The sequence below is a fragment of the Cryobacterium sp. 10I5 genome, from assembly GCF_035019865.1.
Classification (GTDB): Bacteria; Actinomycetota; Actinomycetes; order Actinomycetales; family Microbacteriaceae; genus Cryobacterium; species Cryobacterium breve_A.
In genome coordinates this window covers 1-20,758 of sequence record NZ_JASJVI010000066.1, presented here as the reverse complement: position 1 = coordinate 20,758, position 20,758 = coordinate 1, and the positions used below count along the sequence as shown (strand labels likewise).

The 20,758-nt window shown below is 61.6% G+C and carries 16 protein-coding genes and 3 pseudogenes; 11 read left to right on the top strand and 8 right to left on the bottom strand.

Annotation, left to right across the window (positions count from 1 at the left end; all coding sequences use genetic code 11):
• The first annotated feature begins 389 nt into the window (after positions 1-389).
• The gene (locus tag QN350_RS14585; RefSeq protein WP_416172991.1) at positions 390-863 is read left to right on the top strand and encodes a Sec-independent protein translocase TatB; all 474 of its coding nucleotides are present in this window, start codon (positions 390-392) and stop codon (positions 861-863) included.
• A 15-nt stretch (positions 864-878) separates the two neighbouring features.
• On the opposite strand, the gene tatC is transcribed toward QN350_RS14585, so the two are convergent.
• Both tatC and tatA read right to left on the bottom strand, forming a co-directional pair.
• Positions 879-1,673 (bottom strand): twin-arginine translocase subunit TatC, encoded by a 795-nt coding sequence (gene tatC, locus QN350_RS14580; RefSeq protein ID WP_416172992.1) that lies wholly within the window; start codon positions 1,671-1,673, stop codon positions 879-881.
• Between the two features lie 5 nt (positions 1,674-1,678).
• Positions 1,679-1,918: a Sec-independent protein translocase subunit TatA gene (tatA, locus tag QN350_RS14575; protein WP_134558614.1), complete on the bottom strand. Its 240-nt coding sequence runs from the start codon at positions 1,916-1,918 to the stop codon at positions 1,679-1,681.
• A gap of 343 nt (positions 1,919-2,261) precedes the next feature.
• Here tatA and QN350_RS14570 point away from each other — a divergent pair, with 343 nt between their 5' ends.
• Both QN350_RS14570 and QN350_RS14565 read left to right on the top strand, forming a co-directional pair.
• Positions 2,262-3,209, top strand: a complete 948-nt coding sequence (locus tag QN350_RS14570) for a ferritin-like domain-containing protein (RefSeq protein WP_322137445.1) — start codon at positions 2,262-2,264, stop codon at positions 3,207-3,209.
• Positions 3,210-3,306: 97 nt separating this feature from the next.
• A pseudogene (locus QN350_RS14565) lies at positions 3,307-3,516 on the top strand (integrase core domain-containing protein); the annotation flags it as partial.
• A gap of 53 nt (positions 3,517-3,569) precedes the next feature.
• On the opposite strand, the pseudogene QN350_RS14560 reads toward QN350_RS14565, so the two are convergent.
• Positions 3,570-4,257: pseudogene (locus QN350_RS14560) on the bottom strand (IS256 family transposase); the annotation flags it as partial.
• 824 nt (positions 4,258-5,081) lie between these two features.
• Here QN350_RS14560 and ftsW point away from each other — a divergent pair.
• The 5 genes and pseudogenes from ftsW to QN350_RS14535 form a co-directional block, all read left to right on the top strand.
• Positions 5,082-6,248, top strand: coding sequence for a putative lipid II flippase FtsW (gene ftsW, locus QN350_RS14555; RefSeq protein WP_322137446.1), 1,167 nt, complete (start codon positions 5,082-5,084; stop codon positions 6,246-6,248).
• A 92-nt stretch (positions 6,249-6,340) separates the two neighbouring features.
• Entirely contained in the window at positions 6,341-6,880 is a 540-nt protein-coding gene (locus tag QN350_RS14550) for a hypothetical protein (RefSeq protein ID WP_322137447.1), read from the top strand.
• 320 nt (positions 6,881-7,200) lie between these two features.
• On the top strand, positions 7,201-8,139 hold the full coding sequence (locus tag QN350_RS14545) for an undecaprenyl-diphosphate phosphatase (protein ID WP_134562158.1): 939 nt from the start codon (positions 7,201-7,203) through the stop codon (positions 8,137-8,139).
• A gap of 573 nt (positions 8,140-8,712) precedes the next feature.
• Entirely contained in the window at positions 8,713-9,414 is a 702-nt protein-coding gene (locus QN350_RS14540; RefSeq protein WP_322137448.1) for a DUF4397 domain-containing protein, read from the top strand.
• 941 nt (positions 9,415-10,355) lie between these two features.
• Positions 10,356-10,610, top strand: a pseudogene (locus QN350_RS14535) (anti-sigma factor domain-containing protein); the annotation flags it as partial.
• A gap of 227 nt (positions 10,611-10,837) precedes the next feature.
• On the opposite strand, the gene QN350_RS14530 reads toward QN350_RS14535, so the two are convergent.
• Positions 10,838-11,995 (bottom strand): cation:proton antiporter, encoded by a 1,158-nt coding sequence (locus QN350_RS14530; RefSeq protein ID WP_322137449.1) that lies wholly within the window; start codon positions 11,993-11,995, stop codon positions 10,838-10,840.
• A gap of 13 nt (positions 11,996-12,008) precedes the next feature.
• A complete protein-coding gene (locus QN350_RS14525; protein ID WP_322135505.1) occupies positions 12,009-12,410 on the bottom strand; it encodes a hypothetical protein in 402 nt (133 codons plus the stop codon).
• Between the two features lie 827 nt (positions 12,411-13,237).
• Between QN350_RS14525 and QN350_RS14520 the strand changes: the two genes are divergently transcribed.
• The gene (locus tag QN350_RS14520) at positions 13,238-13,882 is read left to right on the top strand and encodes a fasciclin domain-containing protein (protein WP_322137288.1); all 645 of its coding nucleotides are present in this window, start codon (positions 13,238-13,240) and stop codon (positions 13,880-13,882) included.
• 374 nt (positions 13,883-14,256) lie between these two features.
• On the opposite strand, the gene QN350_RS14515 is transcribed toward QN350_RS14520, so the two are convergent.
• Positions 14,257-15,975: an HAD-IC family P-type ATPase gene (locus tag QN350_RS14515; RefSeq protein WP_322137450.1), complete on the bottom strand. Its 1,719-nt coding sequence runs from the start codon at positions 15,973-15,975 to the stop codon at positions 14,257-14,259.
• 31 nt (positions 15,976-16,006) lie between these two features.
• Between QN350_RS14515 and QN350_RS14510 the strand changes: the two genes are divergently transcribed.
• Both QN350_RS14510 and QN350_RS14505 read left to right on the top strand, forming a co-directional pair.
• Positions 16,007-16,600 (top strand): TetR/AcrR family transcriptional regulator, encoded by a 594-nt coding sequence (locus QN350_RS14510; RefSeq protein WP_322135503.1) that lies wholly within the window; start codon positions 16,007-16,009, stop codon positions 16,598-16,600.
• Between the two features lie 103 nt (positions 16,601-16,703).
• Positions 16,704-17,744 (top strand): glycosyltransferase, encoded by a 1,041-nt coding sequence (locus QN350_RS14505; protein WP_322137451.1) that lies wholly within the window; start codon positions 16,704-16,706, stop codon positions 17,742-17,744.
• 522 nt (positions 17,745-18,266) lie between these two features.
• On the opposite strand, the gene QN350_RS14500 is transcribed toward QN350_RS14505, so the two are convergent.
• Together QN350_RS14500 and QN350_RS14495 are read right to left on the bottom strand one after the other, a co-directional pair.
• Positions 18,267-19,349, bottom strand: coding sequence for a right-handed parallel beta-helix repeat-containing protein (locus QN350_RS14500; RefSeq protein WP_322135501.1), 1,083 nt, complete (start codon positions 19,347-19,349; stop codon positions 18,267-18,269).
• Positions 19,346-20,758, bottom strand: a 1,413-nt coding sequence (locus QN350_RS14495) for a right-handed parallel beta-helix repeat-containing protein (protein ID WP_323516843.1), incomplete at its 5' end; no start/stop codon positions are given. The genes QN350_RS14500 and QN350_RS14495, both read right to left, overlap by 4 nt.

The window sequence follows — 20,758 nt, the reverse complement described above, 5'->3', positions numbered from 1 at the left end:
AACGAACCCGAGAAAGCAGGAACGAACTCAATGACCGCCTAGAGAATATGACTCATACAGGTTGACATCTTCCGCTGAGCCTAGGCCGGATGTCGTGGCGTGTGGGTTTTCAGCCGTCGTGAGGCAACAACTGCGGTTAACCGCAGGAGGCAGCACCGGCCGCCCTCCTTCGTAGACCTCGGTGAGCGGGCGACGCTCGTGCGGGATTAATGGCGTAAAGAAATCGGTTGAATGCACGTGGAAGCGGAGGGCGAGGGCAAAGGCAATCCGGTGGCAGTAGAACTTCCGAAAGATCCGACAACGGAATGGATGTTTTCTTTGCGCTTCCCGGAATCGAGAACTGCGCTGCTGCAGAGCAGTCAACGCGCAGCAGCTCATTTTAAAGAGAAATGTGGAACGAATCGCTGCCGGCCCCTTGGCATGGCTGGTCGGGCTATTGTGTGCGCATGTTTGGTTTGACGTTGGAGAAGTTGTTGCTGGTTGGGGTGGTGGCAGTTTTTTTGGTGGGCCCGGAAAAGCTTCCGCATTACGCGGCCATGTTGGGCCGCGTAGTGCGGCAGCTGCGGGTGTTAGCGTCCGGGGCATCGGATCGGCTACGGGATGAGATGGGCCCTGACTTCGATGACGTCGACTGGAAGAAGTACGATCCCCGCAAGTATGACCCCCGCCGGATCATCCGTGAGGCACTCCTGGACAGTGACGATGCGCCGCCACACAGCCCCAGCCAGGTGCAGCCCCCCACCGACGATCCGCTCGCTTCGCCAACGGGAGCGGAAGATGTCGTCCAGCAGGAACCCGTGATCACACCGCCAGCGACCGAACCCTCAGGACCCGACATTTCCGGGACAAGCGACGCTCGTTGAGCGCAGGCCGCCGCGTCAGGCGGTGAGCCCTTCCTCGAGGTTTTGGGCACGTTTGGCGATGCGACGATCGTGAAGGGCGGCGATGCCGTACGCGGTGAAGTAGAGCAGGACCATGGGGATGGCGAGCAGGAACATGGAGATGACATCGGCGGCCGGGGTCGCAATGGCAGTGAACAAGATGATGATGAGCGTTGCGATTCGCCAGGACTTGATGATGGACTGGGCGCTGATCACGCCAGCGAAATTCAGCAGTACCAGGAACACTGGGAGCACGAAAGCGATCCCGATAGCGACGACGAGTTTGAGGACGAAGTCGAAGTAGTTTTGGGCGTTGATGAAAGCCGCGTCTTGGGTGGGTGCGAATCCGGTCATGAGTTCCACGACGTGGGGAAGGACATACCATCCCGCCGCGCAGCCAGCCAGAAACAGGGGAATGGCGGTGAAGAAGAAGGCGAACGTGTACCGCTTTTCTGTGCGAGTGAGGCCGGGCATCAGGAACGCGAAGGTTTGGTAGAGCCAGACTGGGCTGGACACGATCAGGCCCACGTAGACCGATATTTTCAGCTTCAGGTCGAAAGCGGAGGTGATATCGGGGTAGTTGATTTGAGCGTTTCGGTGTTGGGCGTGCACGATGGCATCGATCGGTTCCCGGAGCGCGCCCCAGACGAAGCCGGAGAGTAACCAGCCCACGATGGCGCCGAGCAGAATCCCGGCCGCTGCGAGGAACAGGCGTTTACGTAGTTCCAGAAGATGCTGGCCCAAAGTCATCCGCCCCGCGGGGGCGGGCCGAGACCGGGCGCCCAGGACCACGACGGTTACGGCATCGAAGACGGCCCAGTGGCGCCCGTCTGCTTGGCGGGCTCAATGCGCGGCTCAGGAGTGACAGCTGACGAAACGGGTTTGTCGTCTTCTGGTTCCGTTCTGATTTCGCTTTTGAGAATCTTCATCGACTGACCCAAGCTCCGGGCAAGCCCGGGAAGTTTGGGTGCGCCAAAGAGCAGCAAAATGATCACCAGAATGATCAGGAAATGCCATCCAGTCAAATTGCCCAGCATTATGTGGTGTCCTCCCTGTGACAAAAAATGAGTGAACGCATCGTATACCCCGACATCGACCGGCCCCGGGCAACCGAATAAATTCTCCCGCGAACGTCAGGCTGGGACCATGGTGGGTTGCAGCCGGTGCTGGGCCGACCGGCCGAGAGGGCCGCCTATTTGATGTTTTCAGTATCCTGAAACTAATTCCTGTGCGAGCCCCTAAGCCGCACTGGCGGAGCGTAACGTTCGCTGGGTCGGAGTCATTCAGGCTGTGATGCGAGGTTGGACGCACCATGCTGTTTCGGGTGCGGACAGGGGTCCCGGCCCGCCATGAGCACACGAGATGGTTGGAGAAGCGTTCATGTTCGAGCACAAGTTCATTACCAACGCGATCAGCAGAAGCGCGGAAAACGCCCTAGACCGGCGCCGCTTCTTCCAGGCAGCAGGCGTCGCCGGATTCGGTGTCGGATCAGCGGTGCTCCTCGCCGGTCAACCCGCCCTGGCCACCGAACGAAAAGATGACGGTGGTGCGCCCAGCGATTCAGCAATTTTGAACTTCGCCCTGAACCTGGAATACCTCGAGGCGGAGTTCTACCTCCAAGCCGTGACAGGTAACGGACTGCCCGATGACATGATCACCGGGCGCGGCCAGCAAGGAGACGTCAGCGGCGGCTACGCCGTGCCCTTCGACACCCCTGCAATCCGTAAGTACGCGCAAGAAATCGCGGCGGACGAGAAATCCCACGTCGCCTTCCTCCGGAGCGCACTCGGTGGCGCCGCAGTGTCCCGGCCCACGCTCAACCTCGATGACAGCTTCACCGCCGCAGCCCTCGCCGCTGGACTCATCGGCCCCGGCGAAACCTTCGACGTGTTCGAGAACGAAGTCAACTTCCTCTTCGGCGCCTTCATCTTCGAAGACGTCGGCGTGACCGCCTACAAAGGCGCCGCACCCCTCATCAGCAACAAAACCTACCTGGAAGCCGCGGCCGGCCTCCTCGCCGTTGAGGCCTACCACGCAGGCATCATCCGAACCACCCTCTACTCCCTCGGCGTGGAGACCCCATCGATCTACCCGACCGTCCAGAAAATCTCCGACGCCCGAGACAGCCTCGACGGGCCCACGGACCTTGACCAAGGCATCGGCACAGCCGACAAGTCCAACCTGGTCCCCACGGACGCGAACGCGCTCGCCTTCAGCCGCACCCCCGGCCAAGTCCTCAACATCGCCTACCTCACCCCCAACAAGGCCACCTCCGGCGGATTCTTCCCCGACGGCGTCAACGGCAAAATCAACACCAGCGGACACTAAACAACGGCCCTCTGCCCGATCCACAGCGGGCAGAGGGCACCCCACCAGCCCGCAAAACGATCTCCCATGCCGGGATGACTCACAATGTTGGCACCATACGGACGTATGCTGCGACAACAACATTGCGGAATCGTTCTTCTCAATACTGAAGAACGAACGCATTTACCGGACCGTGTACGCGAGAAAAAGCCAAGCTCGCAACGACGTCATCCGCTACATCGAAGGCTTCTACAACAGCCGACGCCGGCACTCAGCGCTCGGTTACCGTATACCCAACGAAGTCCACCATGGTTATCAACAGCCCTAGCAGCGTAGAAGAAACCACCAGGTCCGCTGTCCGAAATCTCCGCAGCAGCTCAGTGCGTCGGAGATCACGAGCTCGACGCCGTCGAGACCGCGGGTCTTCAGCGAGCGGAGGAAGCTCGTCCAGAACGCCTCCGTCTCGCTGTAACCGACGTCGAAGCCGAGGACCTCACGGCGCCCGTCGGCGGCAACCCAGATCGCGACGACCATGGCTTGGGAGATCACGCGGTGGTTGACGCGAGCCTTGCAATACGTGGCATCGAGGAACACGTAGGGGTACCCGGTCTCGCCGAGGTCCCGGTCGCGGAACGCGGCGACTTCCCGGTCCAGACGCGCAAATCCGTGACACTTCTGACTTGGAGATCCCGGTGTCCGCGCCGAGGGCCTTGACCAGGTCGTCGACCTTCCTGGTCGAAACGCCGTGGAGGTAAGCCTCCATGACGACGACGAACAGGACCTGGTCCACCCGGCGGCGGCGCTCGAGGAGCGCGGGGAAGAATGAACCCTGGCGCCGCTTGGGGATCTTCAGGTGCAGGTCCCCGACCGCCGTCGACAGCACGCGCGGGCGGGAGCCGTTCCGCTGGGTGGTGCGGTCTTCGGAACGCTCGAAACGGCCGACACCGATGAGGGCGGTGGCCTCCTCATCGATGAGTTCTTGGCAGAGGGTTTTGGTCGCGACGCGGATGCGGTCGGGGACATGGGTGAGGTTGAGTTCCGCGAGGAGGTCAAGCAGGGCAGACTGTATGCCAGCAGTGACCGGAGATTCCTGTGAAAGTGCTCCTCGACCAGCGCAATCTCACAGGAAGCCCGCCAAACCCACCAAACGGGGAATGACGAGTGTCGCCGGATCAGAATCAGCGTTGTTTGATGGCGTGTTCAACACGGGAGTTCACAAATGGCGTCCATGGTCGTCAGATTGCAGCTCCCCGATGGGACACAAACGCGGCATTCAGTATGGAAACGAAACGTTTCCAGTGGGGAATCCCTACTGCAGAAGATGGGAACGGGCGCCCGGGGGCAATCTCGAGCGCCAACATCGGGAAAGACTTTGGCCCCGCCGCGAGTAGCCGTTCATTCCGCTCCGCAGTGCACGGGCAAGTCGACGAATCGAAAAACGGCGACCGCCAACGCCGTGAACTGTCTTGTCCGAGCCGGCGATACAGGCAGCCTGCGCACCTCCACGGCCCCTTGTCGGTCGAGCTCAACGTCGACGAGGCTTTTTCAGCAGAGATTTCCGAGCAGGCACAATCTGGGAGAGACATGCGACCCGACGCGACACGAGTGGGATGAACGAGCGGTTCTGGATTCCCTCAGTAGTGTCGTGGTGGCGCCCCAGCCCATTGCCGCGCACTCTGATCTGATCCCACACCCGGCAGGACACTCCCCGCATATGACCGTATGTGAAGTACCGAGCAATTGTGTTCAATCCACACTAAATTCCACCTCCGCGACGTCCCCTGAGAAGGGGCTCGGTTCGTGATGAGTTCGCGCAACCCGACCCGTGCGCCACGTTCAAAGACCGACCACAGGGTTCCGTCAAATAGACCGTCACAGTCAACGCGCATTAGCGTGGGCCGTTTGATCCGCTCAGAATCCCCGAACTATTTTCTGCTCCTGGGAACGACGCTGTTCTTGGTCATCTTGGGCTTGATCATGGTCCTGTCTTCGTCATCAGTAGATTCCTTTGTTGCTCACGAGGGCTTCTTCGGCGTTGTGCTTCATCAAGGTGCCATCGCCCTGGTCGGCGTCCCATTGATGCTCGTACTCAGCCGGATGCCGTTGAAGTTCTGGCAACGTATCGCTTGGCCGACGCTCATCGCTACTTGCCTCGTTCAGTTGCTCGTCTTCACCCCGCTAGGTGTGACCGTGGCCGGGAACACCAACTGGCTGTCCATTGGCAGTTTCCAATTCCAGCCATCTGAAGCCATCAAAGTCGCCCTCGTCATCTGGCTGGGCATGCTTCTGGCACAGAAGAAAGATCACCTCGACGACTGGCGCCACGTCCTCGTGCCCGTTTTCGGCATCGGCGGCACGGCCGTCATGCTCGTCATGATCCGCGGCGATCTGGGGACAACAGTAATCCTCGCCGGCATCCTCTTTGGCTCCCTCTTCTTCGCCGGCGTAAAACTACGCATGCTCGCCATCCCCTTGGGCATCGGCGCCCTTGGCGCCCTGGCTGCGGCCATGGCCAGCGGAAACCGGATGGCCCGGATACTGAGCTTCTTCGGCACCGGCTGCGACGGCTCAACCGGCACGATCTCCGCCGCATGCTGGCAACCCTTGCACGGCACGTGGGCCCTCGCGTCGGGCGGCATCTTCGGCGTTGGACTCGGGAACTCCAAAGCGAAATGGTCCTGGCTTCCAGCCGCGGACAACGACTACATCTTCGCGATCATCGGCGAGGAACTCGGTCTCATCGGCGCAGTCGTGGTGCTGGGCCTTTTCGTCCTGCTGGCCATCGCCTTCCTCCGCATCATGAACGCCACCACCAGCCCTCAAGCCAAAGTCAGTACTGCCGCCGTCATGGTCTGGATCATCGGTCAAGCACTCGTCAACATGGGCGTCGTCCTCGGATTCATCCCTGTCCTCGGCGTGCCCCTCCCCCTCATTTCTGCTGGGGGCACCGCCCTCCTCACCACCCTCATCGCAATCGGAATCGTGCTCTCCTTTGCACACAGCGAGCCGTCGCCGACACGCACACCTCCACCCGAAATGCCGGACGCCGACCACCCATAACTCGTCCCGCTCGCTCTCGTCGCAACACAGCACGCTGATTGAAGTGGAAACGGCACGGAATCGATTCTTGGTCCACCCACGGTGTCGACGCTGTGAAATCCTTCGCCGTTGTCTCCTCGATGAACCGTCCACCGAAACAGGTCACGGCCACGACTCGGCGAACTGCCGGGCAGGACCGTCGCCGGATCAAACACGCACGGTTGCGCAACACTTTCGACCAGCCGAATCAGTGCCTCGCACCACCGGGTTTGCGCGTCGAGTCAACAGTTGTTTTGATGGGAACAACGCCTAGTCTCTCGAGCGTGGAGAATGCGGCTAACGGCAACGAATCAATCAACGCGGGCCACCAGAATCGGCTGGACCGATCTCGCGAAATGACACGGAACGACTGGACGAGCGTGCCCGACAAACGGTGGAGTAGCCGGGTCTTGCACAATATCGGCACAGTGAGTGAACACGCCGCAGCGGGATTGGTTGCCGGAAGTGCGCTCGTCGTGTGGGTCGCGGTCGGGATAGCGGCGGAATTTCCTCCCTGGTGGGAGAACGTCCTTTACATTGCGAGTTCATCTGTGACCGTCGTGATGGTCTTCGCAATCCAACACACGCAAGCACGACAACAAGCGGTCACCTAGCGCAAGCTCGACGAGTTGCTACGCGCCCAGCCAACTGCCGACGACCGACTCATCGCGTTGGAAGGTGCGTCGGACGACGAATTGGAGGCCCTCACCGACCTTAGTCAAGAGAACCGAAAACGAGCCCTCGGTACGGATGCCCCGCCACCGATTGTGGATCCACCGAGGTAGGGAATCGAAGGGGCCCGGGTACCGACCAGATCGGGACCTGCCCGGCCAGACCGTCCCAGTCTTTCTATTTCGTTCACGTTGAGGAACCCTTGACGTCATCATTGGCGGCGCACGTCGGGTCAGGTGACCGGAACCTCTAGCCTGTTCATATGATCACTTTGATTCAAGCGGCGATTCTGGGATTCCTGCAAGGGATCACGGAATTGTTCCCCATTTCCAGCCTTGGCCACAGTGTCATCCTGCCCACACTCTTCGGCTGGAACATCGACCAAAGCAGCCCCGCGTTCCTCGGGCTTCTCGTTGCCACCCATCTGGCTACCGCTATCGTTCTCTTCCTCTTCTTCATAAAGGACTGGATCCGCGTTTTCCGCGGGTTCGGACGTTCCATCCGGGATCGTAAAATCGGCCCTGACGACATCTACGCGAAACTCGCCTGGCTACTCGTCGCCGCAACAATCCCCGCGGGTATCGTGGGCCTGCTCTTGGAGAAGCCCCTCCGGTCCCTTTTCGCATCCCCACTGATCGCTGCCGCATTCCTTGTGTTCAACGGCCTCATTCTTCTGACCGCAGAACGCCTCCGACGGCATCCGAACCGGGCTCAGACCGGACGGGTGAGCGTTGATGCTGTTGCGAGCGGACGCCCCATCCCCGCGGGCTCGGCCAACACGCAAATGTCCGAGACCGAGAGGTCCGACACCACGATCGCCAAGCTCACCTGGAAACAGGCGTTCGGAATCGGCGTCGCGCAGACGGCCGCCCTGCTACCGGGAATATCCCGATCAGGATCAACCATGGTCGGTGGGCTCCTCTCCGGACTCAACCACGAAACCGCTGCCCGATTCAGTTTCCTACTGGCCACACCCATCATCGGCGCCGCGGCCGCACTGAAACTCCCGGGACTGTTCAGCCCACAGATGGCCGATCAGAGCGGCGCGTTCCTCGTCGGTGCACTCTGCTCGGCCGTTGCCGCATGGTTAGCCACGAAATTCCTCCTGCGCTTCTTCGAGACCAGAACACTCACCCCTTTCGCGATTTACTGCATCGTCGCCGGAACCGTCTTCTTCGTAGTCCTGCTCGCGTTTCCATAGAAGTCCGCAACGACATTGCACGTCAAATCAGTTGAAATTCCCTTGCTCGGAGCCCACACGATCATCACTCCATACGTCCTCGCTCGGCGGAGGAATCCTGGGCGAGGACGTGCACTGCGCCCGCATCACCCGCGCTGATCCGCACCGCGAGGTCATCACGGGAGCCAAATAGCCGACGGCGCCGCGGGTTCAGAATCTGTGATCGATGTCGACCGCAAGCCTCCCGCCCGATCACAGGTCGCGCCTGTCTCTTTGTCAGAGGTCCCTACCCAGCCGCGACTTTTTGGATCTCAGCTGGCGTCAGAATCCGAGTTTGGAAAGTTGATCCGGCGTACCGACGGGACAGGAATATCGACCAAGTGATATGAATCGCACCCGGCGAGGGGCAGTTGGCTGCCCTGGACGACACTGCGGACTCGGCTGAAAGATTCGCGCTGGCAGCGCCAGCCAGGGTCCAGCCGATGGGTTCCAGAAAATTGTTGGCGTCGCGTGCATCCAAATCGGAGGTCCACTCGGAAGAGAGTCTGGGAGGCGATGACGCTTCCCGCCCGTTACAACTAGCAGGAGGTAACTATGCGCAAGACCATCGCTGTCGGCGCCGTAGTCGGTGTACTCGTCGCCCTCGCGGGATTCATGCCGGCCAACGCCAATGAGAACCACAGCCACGGGGACAACGGCCCCGCCGAACTAACCGTGTTCCACGCAATCCCGGGCGTCACCGTCGACGTTTACGTCAACGGAGCACTCACCCTGGATAATTTCACCCCCGGTTCATTCTCGGACACTCTGAGCCTTGACCCAGGCACGTATTCCGTGGCCATCACCGCCGCTGATGCCAAAGACGCCTCCAATCCCGTGATCGGCCCGATCGATCTGAAGCTGGGCAGCGGCAACAACTACACCGCGGTCGCACACCTGACCGAGGCCGGCGAGCCGACGGCGACCCTGTTCCAGAACAACCCGGATCCCGTCGGAAAGGGCAAGGGTCGACTCACGGTCCGCCACGTCGCCGCTGCACCCTCTGTCGATATCCTGGCCAACGGTGCCGCCGCGATCACCGACCTGACCAACCCCGACGAGGTCGAACTGACCCTCCCGACGGGGACGATCAGCGCGGCCGTCGCCGCGACCGGCACGACCGCAGCGCTGATCGGTCCGGCCGACGTGACCATTGCCAAGCGCACGAACACCATCGTGTATGCGTGGGGCAGCCTCGCTGACAACAACCTCGCCCTCGCCGTGCAGACCGTCAAGCTCGACAAGGCCCACCACTAAGCAACACCCAGACACCTCCTGCGCTCTGCCATCCGAGCGCAGGAGGTGTCCGCTTCAACGCACACAAACTAGATCCAAATCCGCCCGATACATCAGGGTGAGCTCCACCGGTCTCCTGTGGGCCAAACGTGCATATGGCCGCCGACTCAACCCGAGCCACGAGGACACAAAATCCCTTCGACGGCCGAACGTATTGTCAGTGGCTCCCTGAAGGGGGCTTCTGGCTATTCTGTGCCTGACATCGTTCTGCGCCCACCGTCGACGGGGGGACCATGAACAAGCAACATGCCGGTCGACGCTTTGAGTGCGAATAGCCCGGGCACGGGGATGAACCGCATTCTTCGAATCCTCAGCGGAGCACGTAACCGATTGGAGGCGAGCGATGACACACATTGACCCCGAGAACCTTGCCATCATCGCCCTGGCCGGGACCGACCTCACCGCAGCTGAACGCCAGCACCTCACGGGATGTCCGGGGTGCGCGCTCGAACTCCTTTCTCTCCAGCACACCGTGATTGTCGGCCAGGCGGCGCGCAACGTGTCCCTCACCGAGCCTGCTGAAACGGTCTGGGAGCGGATTCATGGCGCTCTCGGACTCAGTGCCGCCGTCAAGAGCACACCACGACGTGACCAATTCGTCGGCGCAACGCCCGCAGCGGCAACCAATGTCCCGGAGCCCGCCCAAACCCGAACTTCGAGGGATCATCTCACCGCGACGAGGGCTCGCACACTCGTTGACCTGGCACCGCGTCGCCGTCTGTGGCTACCTGTTTCCTTCGCAGCTGCGCTGGTCGGCCTCATCGCGGGCCTGGCCGGTGGCATCTGGTTCGACTCACTTCAGCAGGCCGCCGCACCAACAGTGATTTACCAAGCGCAACTCACCCCCTTCCCCGGCTGGCAAGCACACGGCCAAGCGTCGGTTAAGGAAAAGCGCGGACGGGCACCGCAACGTGACCGTCGACCTGACGGCTCCCGCCACCCCGGATACCTCGCTACGCGAGGTCTGGCTGATCAAAGCAGACGCCTCAGGACTGATCAGCATCGGCCTGCTCGACGGAAACACCGGCCGCTTCGACATCCCCGATACTGTCGACCTCACCCAATATCCCCTCGTCGACATCTCAGCTCAACCCAACAACGGGAACCCCGCGCACTCTGGGAACACGATCGTGCGTGGACACCTGCAAGCCAGTTGACACACACTCGCAGGCCCAAACTCGTGAGAACGCCTCGACCGCCGAAAGGAAACGTAGGTGATCCGCGCCGTGGCACTCTAGTTTGCCTGGAATCGGGCAGTCCGGAGCAACAGACGGGGGCGCGATCGGGGTCGCTGGCGAGGCGGCAGGTGGGAAACGTCCAGGGCTGCGGCCGAGGCGCTCTTTGGTAAACTCTCGTCGTCCTCCCGACGCGGCTGGATCTGAGACTAGGGTGCCGCAGGAGGTGCGGCAGAAATGTTCGCCTGCCGCTTCGCGGCGCGCCCGCCCGCGAGTGAGGAGAGGACGATGGTCACGAGCGCGCCGAGGAGGAGGGCCGCGCCCTCACCGGGTACGAGTAGGTGGGCTTGCTCACCGATCGTGGCCGCGGCGACGGGAACCCCGAGCTGGGCAGCAGACAGCAAGCCCAGAGGCAGCTCCTGACCGAGGAACCGAGTGGCGGCGTGGGCGAGCAGGGCGCCACCACCGAGCGCGAGGCCCAGGAGAATCATCTGCGGGTGTGTGAGGAGGTCACCGAGGTTGAGAGACGCGCCGAGCCACACGAAGAAAAGTGGTCCGAAGAACCCATCCGCGAGTGCGAACAGCTGTCTGGCTAGCCGGCGGGGCTCGCCGATAGCGGCGACGACCAGTCCGAAGGAGAACCCGGCCAACATGATCGAGACGTGGCCGAAGACCGCGAGAGCCGACATCGCAAACAAGACCGCCAATTGGATGCGGAGTTCGAGAGCGAACTTGCGCTGCTCGGAGAGCCGATGCAACCGCAATCGAGCGCCGTTTCGCTCCAGACGCGACAACGTCAGGTAGAGCACCGCAGCGGCCGCAGCGACGGCGCCCGCTCCGAGGGCCGCCCGGGCGGCGTTGGGCGGATCGATCGCCAGAGGCAGGGCGATGATCGCGACGATGTCGGCGATGGCGACCTGGGCAGTGAGTTGCAGCACCGAGTTTCCGCGCAGCCGCAGGGCATCAATCACCGGCAAGACGAGTGCCGCCGAGGACGATGCCATCAGTACCGCGTAAAGGGGAGCGTGTGCGCTCCCGAAGACGACGGCGGCACCAATACCAAGCGCCACCGCCAGGACTCCGGTGAACAACGCACGAACTGCGCCCGTGCCCAGTGCGGAGCGGATCTGCGCGTCACGCACGGGCACGTGTGAGCCGGCGACGAACATGATCAGAGCGAATCCGACATTGGCCAACAGCGTGATCGATGGGTCCGACGAATCGACCAGACGAAGCCCCGTATGGCCAACGAGGATGCCCGCGAGGATCTCGCCCAGCGTCACCGGAAGATTCCACCGTCGCGGGATCGCCAGCAAAGGCCCGAGCAGCGCAACGATCGAGATGATCGCCAGGGTTTGGAATGTCATCGCGAAACCACCACTAGGGGACGGCCGGCCTCCCCAAGATCAGGTCGGCCAGCTGCACGGGAATGTTCGTGTTCTCATCGGTGTGATATGTCGCACAGACCCGGTGGTACCCGTCTGCAATGTGTACAGGCACCGCCGAAGAGAGATTGCCACGAACGAGCAGAATCGGCGAGAGCTTCACGCCAGTCCGGATTTTCATCAAGTCAGAGGCGACGTGGGGGTTGGTCACATCAAGGAGCGGTAGGCCCGCCGCCCGCAGAATGTCCTTGGCCTTCTGAATGGTGATCGGCGTATCCTGGAGCGCCTGCACGGTGGCGTCGACGCTCTCAGCCTGCAGGAGCAGGTGCAAGTAGTCCGCGGCGCTCGGGTAGTCCTGCGCCTCGGGCGACTCCAGCCATTTGACTTTTTTGGGCATGGGGACCTCCTCTTGTTCTTCAAGCAGGCTTTGGGAATGAACTTTCCTACCCCGCCCGAGCCGGAATCCACCGCCCGGTAGCTTGAGCGTAGTGGTGATCCGGCTCTTTGAGAGGCAACCGCGATGCTGGCGTCGAAAGTGCATCAATTTGCGCTGAGTTCGGCTTACGGCGATGAAGAGCCTCCCGGTAGGTACGTTCATCGTCGATGAATTGCAAGGCTGCGGATCGGGGCGTGACGGCGACAGAGCCCTTCACCGGGCTGTCAAGGCAGGAGGGGAAGCTCACGGCTGCAGGGCCAACGACCGGCTACAACGAGGAACGATGTTCTCGGGCCTCGGGCCTCGGGCCTCGGGGACGGCAGGGCGGTGACTCCGCTGTTCTCGAGATGGTAGCTGGCGCCATTTTGGTGAGATGACGTCAGCGCGATGAACGATGCGGTCGATCATGGCCGCGACCGCGACTTGGTCGCCGAAGACGTCTCAAAGCAGCGAGATCTGACTCGCCCATTCGGCCCCGTACTCGCAGTCAGCCGGACCCCCCCTGCGCTGAACCGCCAGGCCACCTAGTCCGAGCCCGCCGAGCTCATAGGGATGTCGGCCCGATGGCTTTATCTCGTCCCGACGGAGGAGCGGCCATGAAAACTGGTGGTCCCCCTCTGTTTCTTCTACGTGAATTGAAGTGTCTTCCCTGAATATTTGCTGTGTGAAACGTGAAAGGGTGCATCCGCGAGAGCAAGCAATCGAGAAGTAGTTTCCGTATAGGGAACAGATCCGGTTTTCTTCACCGCATGCAGCACAAACCACGCACCATGACGAAGGGAATTTCCATGTTGTCCAAGACAGGTAAGACACTGACCATCATCTCTCTTGCTGCTGCCGCTGCCCTCGGGCTATCAGCGTGCGCGAGTACCACCACGAGCGCTCCGGCTCCAACGCAAAGTGCGATGGCAAGCCCGAGCAATGATTCTGCAGCGATGCTCGTCGGCACGGGGTGCGCGGCGTATGCCAAAGAAGTTCCCACCGGACCTGGCTCAGTGACGGGAATGTCCACCTCGCCCGTCACTGTCGCTGCGTCGAACAACCCGCTCCTGAAGACGCTGACGGCAGCAGTCTCCGGGTCCCTGAACCCGGCCGTCAACTTGGCAAAGACTTTGGATGGGGCGCAGTACACGATCTTCGCCCCGGTGGATTCCGCGTTCGCTAAAATCGATGCCGCCACCCTCGCCACCCTGAAAACGCCTGCTGGAGCGGCGACGTTGACCAGCATCCTGACCTACCATGTCGTTCCCGGTCAACTTGCCCCGGACATGATCGCTGGCCCCCACGCCACCGTCAACGGTGCCAGCCTCACCGTGACCGGCAGTGGAGACACCCTCAAGGTCAACGGTGCCTCGGTGATCTGCGGCGGAGTTCAGACCAAGAACGCAACCGTGTACCTGATTGACACCGTCCTGATGCCCCCCACCAAATAGCATCGTCTCAGTTCACCGTTGGCAATTCCTCGATCTGCGATCGACGCAGGCCGCGCCCGCTGGCCCGATCACAGATCGAGAACTCACGCGACCGACCAGAGCAACCAGACGTTCGCCTGCTCCGGAACCACGACCGGACTTCGGCGTCAGGTGCTCGTTCGATGCGTTCGATACGTTCGATGCGAGCCTGGACAAGCTCGGGCTCGACAACGTCGATCTCTACCTGATCCGCAGGTCGATGCCCGCGAAAGACTGCCACGTCGAGCGCTATGTGGATGAGGGCGAATTAGGCGAGGGCTTGCTTTCACTTGGAGCCAGGCGAGCGCCAGCACTGGCCAATCGTTTGAGGTTCGCAAGGCCCGATCCACATCGATTCAGCTTCCCGCGTGGGGTGATCTCGACGTGAAGCGGGATGCGCGTCGTGCGACACGGTGGGGGTAGCTGCGTCGGCGCACGGGATGCTCGGCGGGGCGGTGTTCGGACTGCTTGGCACTAAGGCTGAAGAACCATCGTTTCGCGATCTCGACGAGTACAAGGTAAATAACGACCATTCCGACCAGCGCCAGGAAGAACGGTGCCGGGAGCGGAGCAAATCCGAGCACATCGTAGAGCGGTGAGTACGGCAGCCAGGCACCGATAGAGACCACACCGAGGGATGCCAGAGTGAGCCCGAGCGAAGGACGACTACGGAAGAAGGGAACACGGCGGGTGCGAATCGCGAAAATGATGAGCGTCTGCGTAGCGATTGACTCGATGAACCAGCCTGATCGAAACTCGGGTGGTGCCGCGCTGAAGACGAAGAGCATGAGAGCGAAGGTGGCGAAGTCGAAGAGCGAGCTGATCGGTCCGAAGACAATCATGAAGTGGCGGATGAAGCGGATGTCCCAGTGCGAGGGTGCATGAAGCTGTTCCTCGTCGACCCGGTCGCTCGGGATCGCGAGCTGGCTGGCGTCGTAGAGCAGGTTGTTCAGGAGGATCTGGCCAGGGAGCATTGGAAGGAAGGACAAGACCACCGATGCGACGGAAGCGCTGAACATGTTGCCGAAGTTACTGGATGTGCCCATCAGTACGTACTTGATCGTGTTAGTGAAGATACGGCGGCCCTCCATCACGCCGTTTGCGAGCACGCTGAGGTCCTTATCCAGCAAGAGCACGTCCGCAGCATCCTTAGCGACGTCGGCCGCAGTCTCGACGGAGATACCAATGTCGGCCCGATGAAGGGCCAGAGCGTCGTTGACGCCGTCGCCGAGGAAAGCGACCGAACGTCCTTTCTCGCGAAGTCGTTCAAAGATCCGCGCTTTCTGCTCAGGTGACACACGGGCGAAGATGGTCGCTCGGCGGGCGGCTTCCCCGAGTTCGTCGTCGCTGAGGGCGTCGATATTCTCGCCCGTCAAGGTGCCGCCGGAGATCATTCCCAGGTCTGCGCAGACCTTCTCGGCCACTTTGGCATTATCGCCGGTCGCGATCTTGAGGGCGATACCGAGGGAGGCGAGCTGGTCGAGGGATGCGCGCGCATCGGCTTTGGGTTTGTCCACGAAGACGAGAAAGCCGGCCAGCGTCAAGTCTTGTTCGTCGGCGGCTTCAATCAGGGCGAGGCCTGCTACGACACGACTCGCCACCGCGACCACTCGCGCGCCCGCTTCGTACTGGGCGTCGAGAATGGCCTGGGCGCCCGCCGAGACGTCCGAGCAGCGCCCGAAGACGTCCTCTGCTGAGCCCTTGGCGATCAGGCGGGGAGTACCCTCAGCGTCGACAACGAGAACGCTCGTCATGCGCCGGTCGTGATCGAACGGAACAAGGTCGAGCTGGTGCGTGCTGCCCACGACGAAAGAAGCTGCTTCTGGGCCCTGCCATAGGGCGGCATCCAACGCGTTGAGACCCACAATCGATGGATGAGTTTTGGTGTAGTCGGTCTCCGTCGCCAGCAAGCCCAGACGAAACAACTCCTCGGCCGTGATCGTTCCGTAGGCGGGTATCGCAGCAGTGAAGCTGATGCGCCCCTCGGTCAAGGTTCCGGTCTTGTCCGTGACCAACAGATCCAGATCGCCGAGGTCTTCGATACAGACCAAACGCTTGGGGAACGCCGTTGACATTCACCCGCAATTGTTGTTAGTTATGGTTAACATGAATTCTGAGCGCAACTACTCCATGACCAACCGTTCGATCAGCGTCGCCAAGACCCGGGCGCGCATTCTGCGCGCCGTGCTGGAACTCGCGACCGAGAAACTGACCGTCGAAATCGTGCTCGCCGATGTCTCTCACCGGTCAGGTGTGACCGTGCAGACGATCCTTCGCCATTTCGGGAGCCGCGCTGGCCTCTTTGATGCCGCCGTCGAGTTCGGCAGTGCCGAGGTCGTGGCCGAACGCGCCACTCCGGTGGGCGACGTTACCGAAGCGGTGCGGGTGATCATCGATCACTACGAGACCAGAGGCGATTGGGTGATCGCCTTGCTCGGCCAGGAGGGCTCCGACGAGCGCATCCGGGGCATCACGATGCCGGGAAAGCAGCTTCACCGCGATTGGGTGGAGACGGTGTTCGGCCTGCGGCTTGCCAAGCAAGCCAGCCCCGAGCATTCAGCCATCACCGACCTGCTGGTTGTTGCGACGGATGTCTACACCTGGAAACTCCTGCGCCGCGATCGCGGCCTCAGCCGCGAACTGACCGAGCAGAGGATGCAGCAGCTAGTGGATGCGATCCTCGCATCACCGAGAGAATGAGGGAACTGAAATGTCTCGAGTCCTTTTTGTCACCTGGGATGGCGGCGGAAACGTCGCTCCGGCGGTAGGAATAGCGCAGGAATTGCTTCGTCGAGGTGAAAAGGTGTCCTTCCTCGGCCAGGAGCAGCAGCGCGCGGCCTTCGAGCGAGCGGGGTTCGACTTCGCCTCCTACCGGAAACCTGGCCCGTGGACCGCAACGGGAAAACGGGGTGCCGCCTCAAACGCCATCGGCTTTCTTCGCCTGATCACCGGACGCAGCCTCGGCCGCGACCTGCTTGCAGAGGTGAAGAAGGCGCCACCTGATCTTGTCGTCATCGACTGCCTGCTCTTCGGGGCGTTGAACTCTGCGGCACAGGCGGGGCTTCGCCGAGCGGTGCTCGTGCACTCCCTCTACGACGCCGTCGATCGGAAGATGGCCAGCGGCGCCCCGGGGGCCGTCGCACGGATGACCGGCCTGCGTCCGCGAAGACTGTGGGCCGAAGCCGACCTGGTCATCGTCGCAACCCTCGAGGAACTGGACCGACCCTCTCATCGGGGCTCGACAGTGAAGCTCAACTACACGGGGCCGGTGCTGACGGAGCTTGCCCGGGATATCGCGTCGCCGGCTGTCCCACCGACGCCGACGATCCTGGTGAGCCTGAGCACAACCTACGTCGCCGGGCAAGCCCAGGTGCTTCAAAAGGTCCTCGACGCCGTCCGCGATCTCCCGGTGCGGGTGCTCGTCACGACTGGCCCGGCAGTAGAGCCCGACGAACTACAGGCGCCCGCAAACACGGCACTGCACCGCTATCTCCCCCATGCCGAAGTGATGCCCACTGTCTCCCTGGTCGTCGGGCACGGCGGGCACTCGACCACGATGCTTGCCCTGGCACACGACCTACCCCTAGTCATCCTGCCGATCAACCTCATGTTCGATCAGGTTCTCATCGGACGCATAATCGAGGAAAAGGGGGCAGGGGCAATGTTGCCATCGTCCTCGCCCCCCGCGAAGATCCGCGCGGTCATCGAACAGGTATTGGCCGATGACGCATATCGGAGCGAGGCCGAACGCCTCGGGAAAGCGATCCGCGCCAGCCGGGGGACGGAGAAGGCTGCGCAGCTGCTCCAGTCGCTGATGTCCCCGTCGTCCACACCCCATCGTTGACGGGGTCCCAATCACATCAATTCGGGTGTGGAGCGTGTGCTGGCGACCGCGCAGCTGTCGGCATGATTATGGCTTGGTATGAGAGATCTCGCAGGCGACTCGAGCACCACGGCAGCACAATCGCAGGGTTGCACTTTAGCCTTCGGCAATGGGGAGAATGCGGAGTCGCGGCTGGAAAACGGTCATGCCGGCACTCATCGCCCTGGCGGCCATCACTTCGGCCGCCTGGATCGGCATCACTTTCCTGGCACGGTTCGCCGAATTGAGGGCCGACCGCGAGGGCTAACAACCGCGCTCACGATGATCTCGTTCGAGTAACCCAGTGGATTACTGGACGCACAGGCCAGGTCGCTGGTGCGTCCTTCGCTCGGGAACGCGTCGACGCCATCGATGAGGATCGTCGGCGAGCCCGCGAACGGTACCTGCGGGGCATCTTGGATGATGACAGAAGCCGGTCTTCGATGGTGGCGTCGTGTTTACGTTCGGGTCCGGTGCGGACAGGACGCGGAAAGAAGGGCTTGACTAGATGGGCGTGCAGGGCACGTTGGAAAGGCCGTGTTGGGCGTTGGAGCTTTGCGCACCGCATTCGACGATGTTGCCGCGGACGGGCGTGAGAGCGAATCCGTAGCCGGGGCCGTTGACGTTGGCGGTGTTGTTACGAAATATGTTCCCGGTTCCCCATCCGTCGAGAATTTCGTGGGTTTGGAAGCCGTCCTGGGGTGAGTTGGTTCCCGTGTTGGAGTCGATGGTCCAATTGTTGCCTTTGACATTCACCCAGGCATTGGCTGCAGACTGCACAATCATCGAACCGTCGAAGGTGTTCTGATTGAGGGTGCCGCCGGTTGTTCCCTCTTTGATGTCGACGCTTTCCGCTGTGGTGCCGGAGATGGTGTTCCCGGTGATGACGTTGCGGTCGCTGGTGTCGGGGGCGCAGTTGCTGATAGTGCACCAGTTGCTTTCGGCAGTGCCGACGTAGATGCCTTCACCGAATTTGCGCTTGAAAAGCCCTGTATCCGAAATCGTATTGCCGACTAGCGTGTTGTCACTGCTGAAGGCTCTCAGGTGGATGGCTTCATCGCCCACGTGCTGAACGGTCAGGTTCTGGAGGACCGTGTTGCTGGTCCCATCCAACATCACTCCCTTCTGCCCGTTGCGGACGGTAAAACCGTCTAAAACCCAAAATGCGGCGTCTTGGAGGTGCAGAACATACCCGTGACGGTCATCACCTCCGTCCAGAACGCTGCTCTTGGTTCCGCAGAGGGTGATGGGCAGCGCGGCGCTACCTCGCCCGGACGCGGTGAAATTTCCGGAATAAACGCCGTCAGCGAGCTGGATAACCGTTCCAGGCTGCGGGTGGTCTAGTGCCCGGGTGAGCTCGGCGGCGCTGGTCACGATCACTGTGGCGGCACTGGTGGGGCACCCCGCGTTTCGGGTTGGCGCCGTGGCAGCCGGGCTGGCGGAGGCGAACTGGCTCGGTTCCGTGGCAACTCCTGGGTCACCCGAGGAGGTATTTTCCTGGGTCAGCCAGCCGCTGTAGAGGACGGCGAAAACGGCCAGCAGGGCGATCGCCAGGACCAAGACCAGAAAGACTGGTGGGTGCTTCATGGCAGCCTCCGGGCCGGAACGGGCGTGTGTTCGGTGTTTTTTGTTCCTTCGCGGGTGGCAATGTTGCGGGATGGCTGGGCTTGCTCGGGGAATGGGCTATGGATGCTTCGAAGTTGTAGATGTCGTTTGCGGGTGACTGCGCTTCCGACGAGGAGTGTGGCGAGGAAGAGCCACACGAAGGTGAGGGGTTGGAACACCCAGTTCGTGACCGTTGCGAGTGTGGGTGCTGGGTGCCACCCCCGGACGTCGTTGTTCCCGACAATGCTGTCACCTGAGGATGCGGCAGTTGTTTCGGACCAGATCGCAGTTGAGCCGGTCCCGGATACGGTGTTGTCGGTGATGTGCGATTGGCTGGTGTCGCCTTGGAGGGCCATGCCGTGGTTGGTGATTCCGGCCACGACATTCGCCGTCACGGAGGCAGCAGAATTCCGCAGGGACACGCCGGTGTCCCCGCCGCTGATGGTGTTTCCTGTCACGGTCGATGACGTTCCGGCGTCTCGGATCGTGATGCCCCGGTTGCGTTGGTCCTGGAGGGTGTTATTCGTCAGCTGCACGTTGGCTGCGCCGTGGTCCACGAGGATGCCGTCCTCGTTTCCAGCGATGGAAGACGCTGTCACTTCCACGTTCTGTCCGCCGCTGATTTCAATGCCGTTTCGCGTGTTGCCCGTAATGGTGCTGTTCACGATTCGGTTTCCCCCGTATCCCTCGGTGCCAAATCCTGCCGGGCCGGGGCCGAGGGCGAGAGGTTGGCCGTCAATGTTGAAGCCGTCACGCCCGTTGTTCGCTGAAATGTCATCGTGATAGAGAGCATTGCTGCTGGAGCGGTCCAAGGAGAAACCGTCGCCATAATTGTATGTCGACGTCGTGTTGCTGATGGTGGTTTCGGTGACCGACTGGTGCAACGCGAGGCCGTCGATGAGGCTTCCTGTGATCTGGGTATCGTCAACGGTCAGATTGTGTGCATTGCTCGCGAAGATTCCGTAAGCGTTTCCTGTCACGGTGACATGGTCAACGGTTGCGGAAGCAAGGGTGTGTTGCTCGCCTGCTCCCTCGGAGATCTTAGCAAGGTCCGCTCCGGCAACCACGGGTGCGCCGTTGGGGATCGTCCCCGCTCCTGGGGTGCCCGAACCGATCGAGGAATCAAATATATTCGACGGGTCCGTTCCGGTGAACGCGAGGCCGCCAGTGTTCCCGCCCCAAAAGCCGAGATTCGCTATGTGCGCGTGGGTGAGGTCGGTGTGTCCGCCGATTGCCCGAATGTACGCCCGGCCATCGCTGGTGATGGTGTCCGGTGCTCCCAAGGCTGGATCCCAGCTCGTGATCGTCGCTGCGGCTGCCCTCTCTGTCAACCTTGGGTAAGGCACCGGGATCGTCCCGAATAGTGTCGTAGAGGGCGGGGAAGGATTTCC

Coding starts and splice junctions, on each gene's coding strand:
- QN350_RS14585 (WP_416172991.1), top strand. CDS start 390: ATGTGGAACGAATCGCTGCCGGCCCCTTGGCATGGCTGGTCGGGCTAT.
- tatA (WP_134558614.1), bottom strand. CDS start 1,918: ATGCTGGGCAATTTGACTGGATGGCATTTCCTGATCATTCTGGTGATC.
- QN350_RS14570 (WP_322137445.1), top strand. CDS start 2,262: ATGTTCGAGCACAAGTTCATTACCAACGCGATCAGCAGAAGCGCGGAA.
- QN350_RS14545 (WP_134562158.1), top strand. CDS start 7,201: ATGATCACTTTGATTCAAGCGGCGATTCTGGGATTCCTGCAAGGGATC.
- QN350_RS14540 (WP_322137448.1), top strand. CDS start 8,713: ATGCGCAAGACCATCGCTGTCGGCGCCGTAGTCGGTGTACTCGTCGCC.
- QN350_RS14530 (WP_322137449.1), bottom strand. CDS start 11,995: ATGACATTCCAAACCCTGGCGATCATCTCGATCGTTGCGCTGCTCGGG.
- QN350_RS14525 (WP_322135505.1), bottom strand. CDS start 12,410: ATGCCCAAAAAAGTCAAATGGCTGGAGTCGCCCGAGGCGCAGGACTAC.
- QN350_RS14520 (WP_322137288.1), top strand. CDS start 13,238: ATGTTGTCCAAGACAGGTAAGACACTGACCATCATCTCTCTTGCTGCT.
- QN350_RS14515 (WP_322137450.1), bottom strand. CDS start 15,975: ATGTCAACGGCGTTCCCCAAGCGTTTGGTCTGTATCGAAGACCTCGGC.
- QN350_RS14510 (WP_322135503.1), top strand. CDS start 16,007: ATGAATTCTGAGCGCAACTACTCCATGACCAACCGTTCGATCAGCGTC.
- QN350_RS14500 (WP_322135501.1), bottom strand. CDS start 19,349: ATGAAGCACCCACCAGTCTTTCTGGTCTTGGTCCTGGCGATCGCCCTG.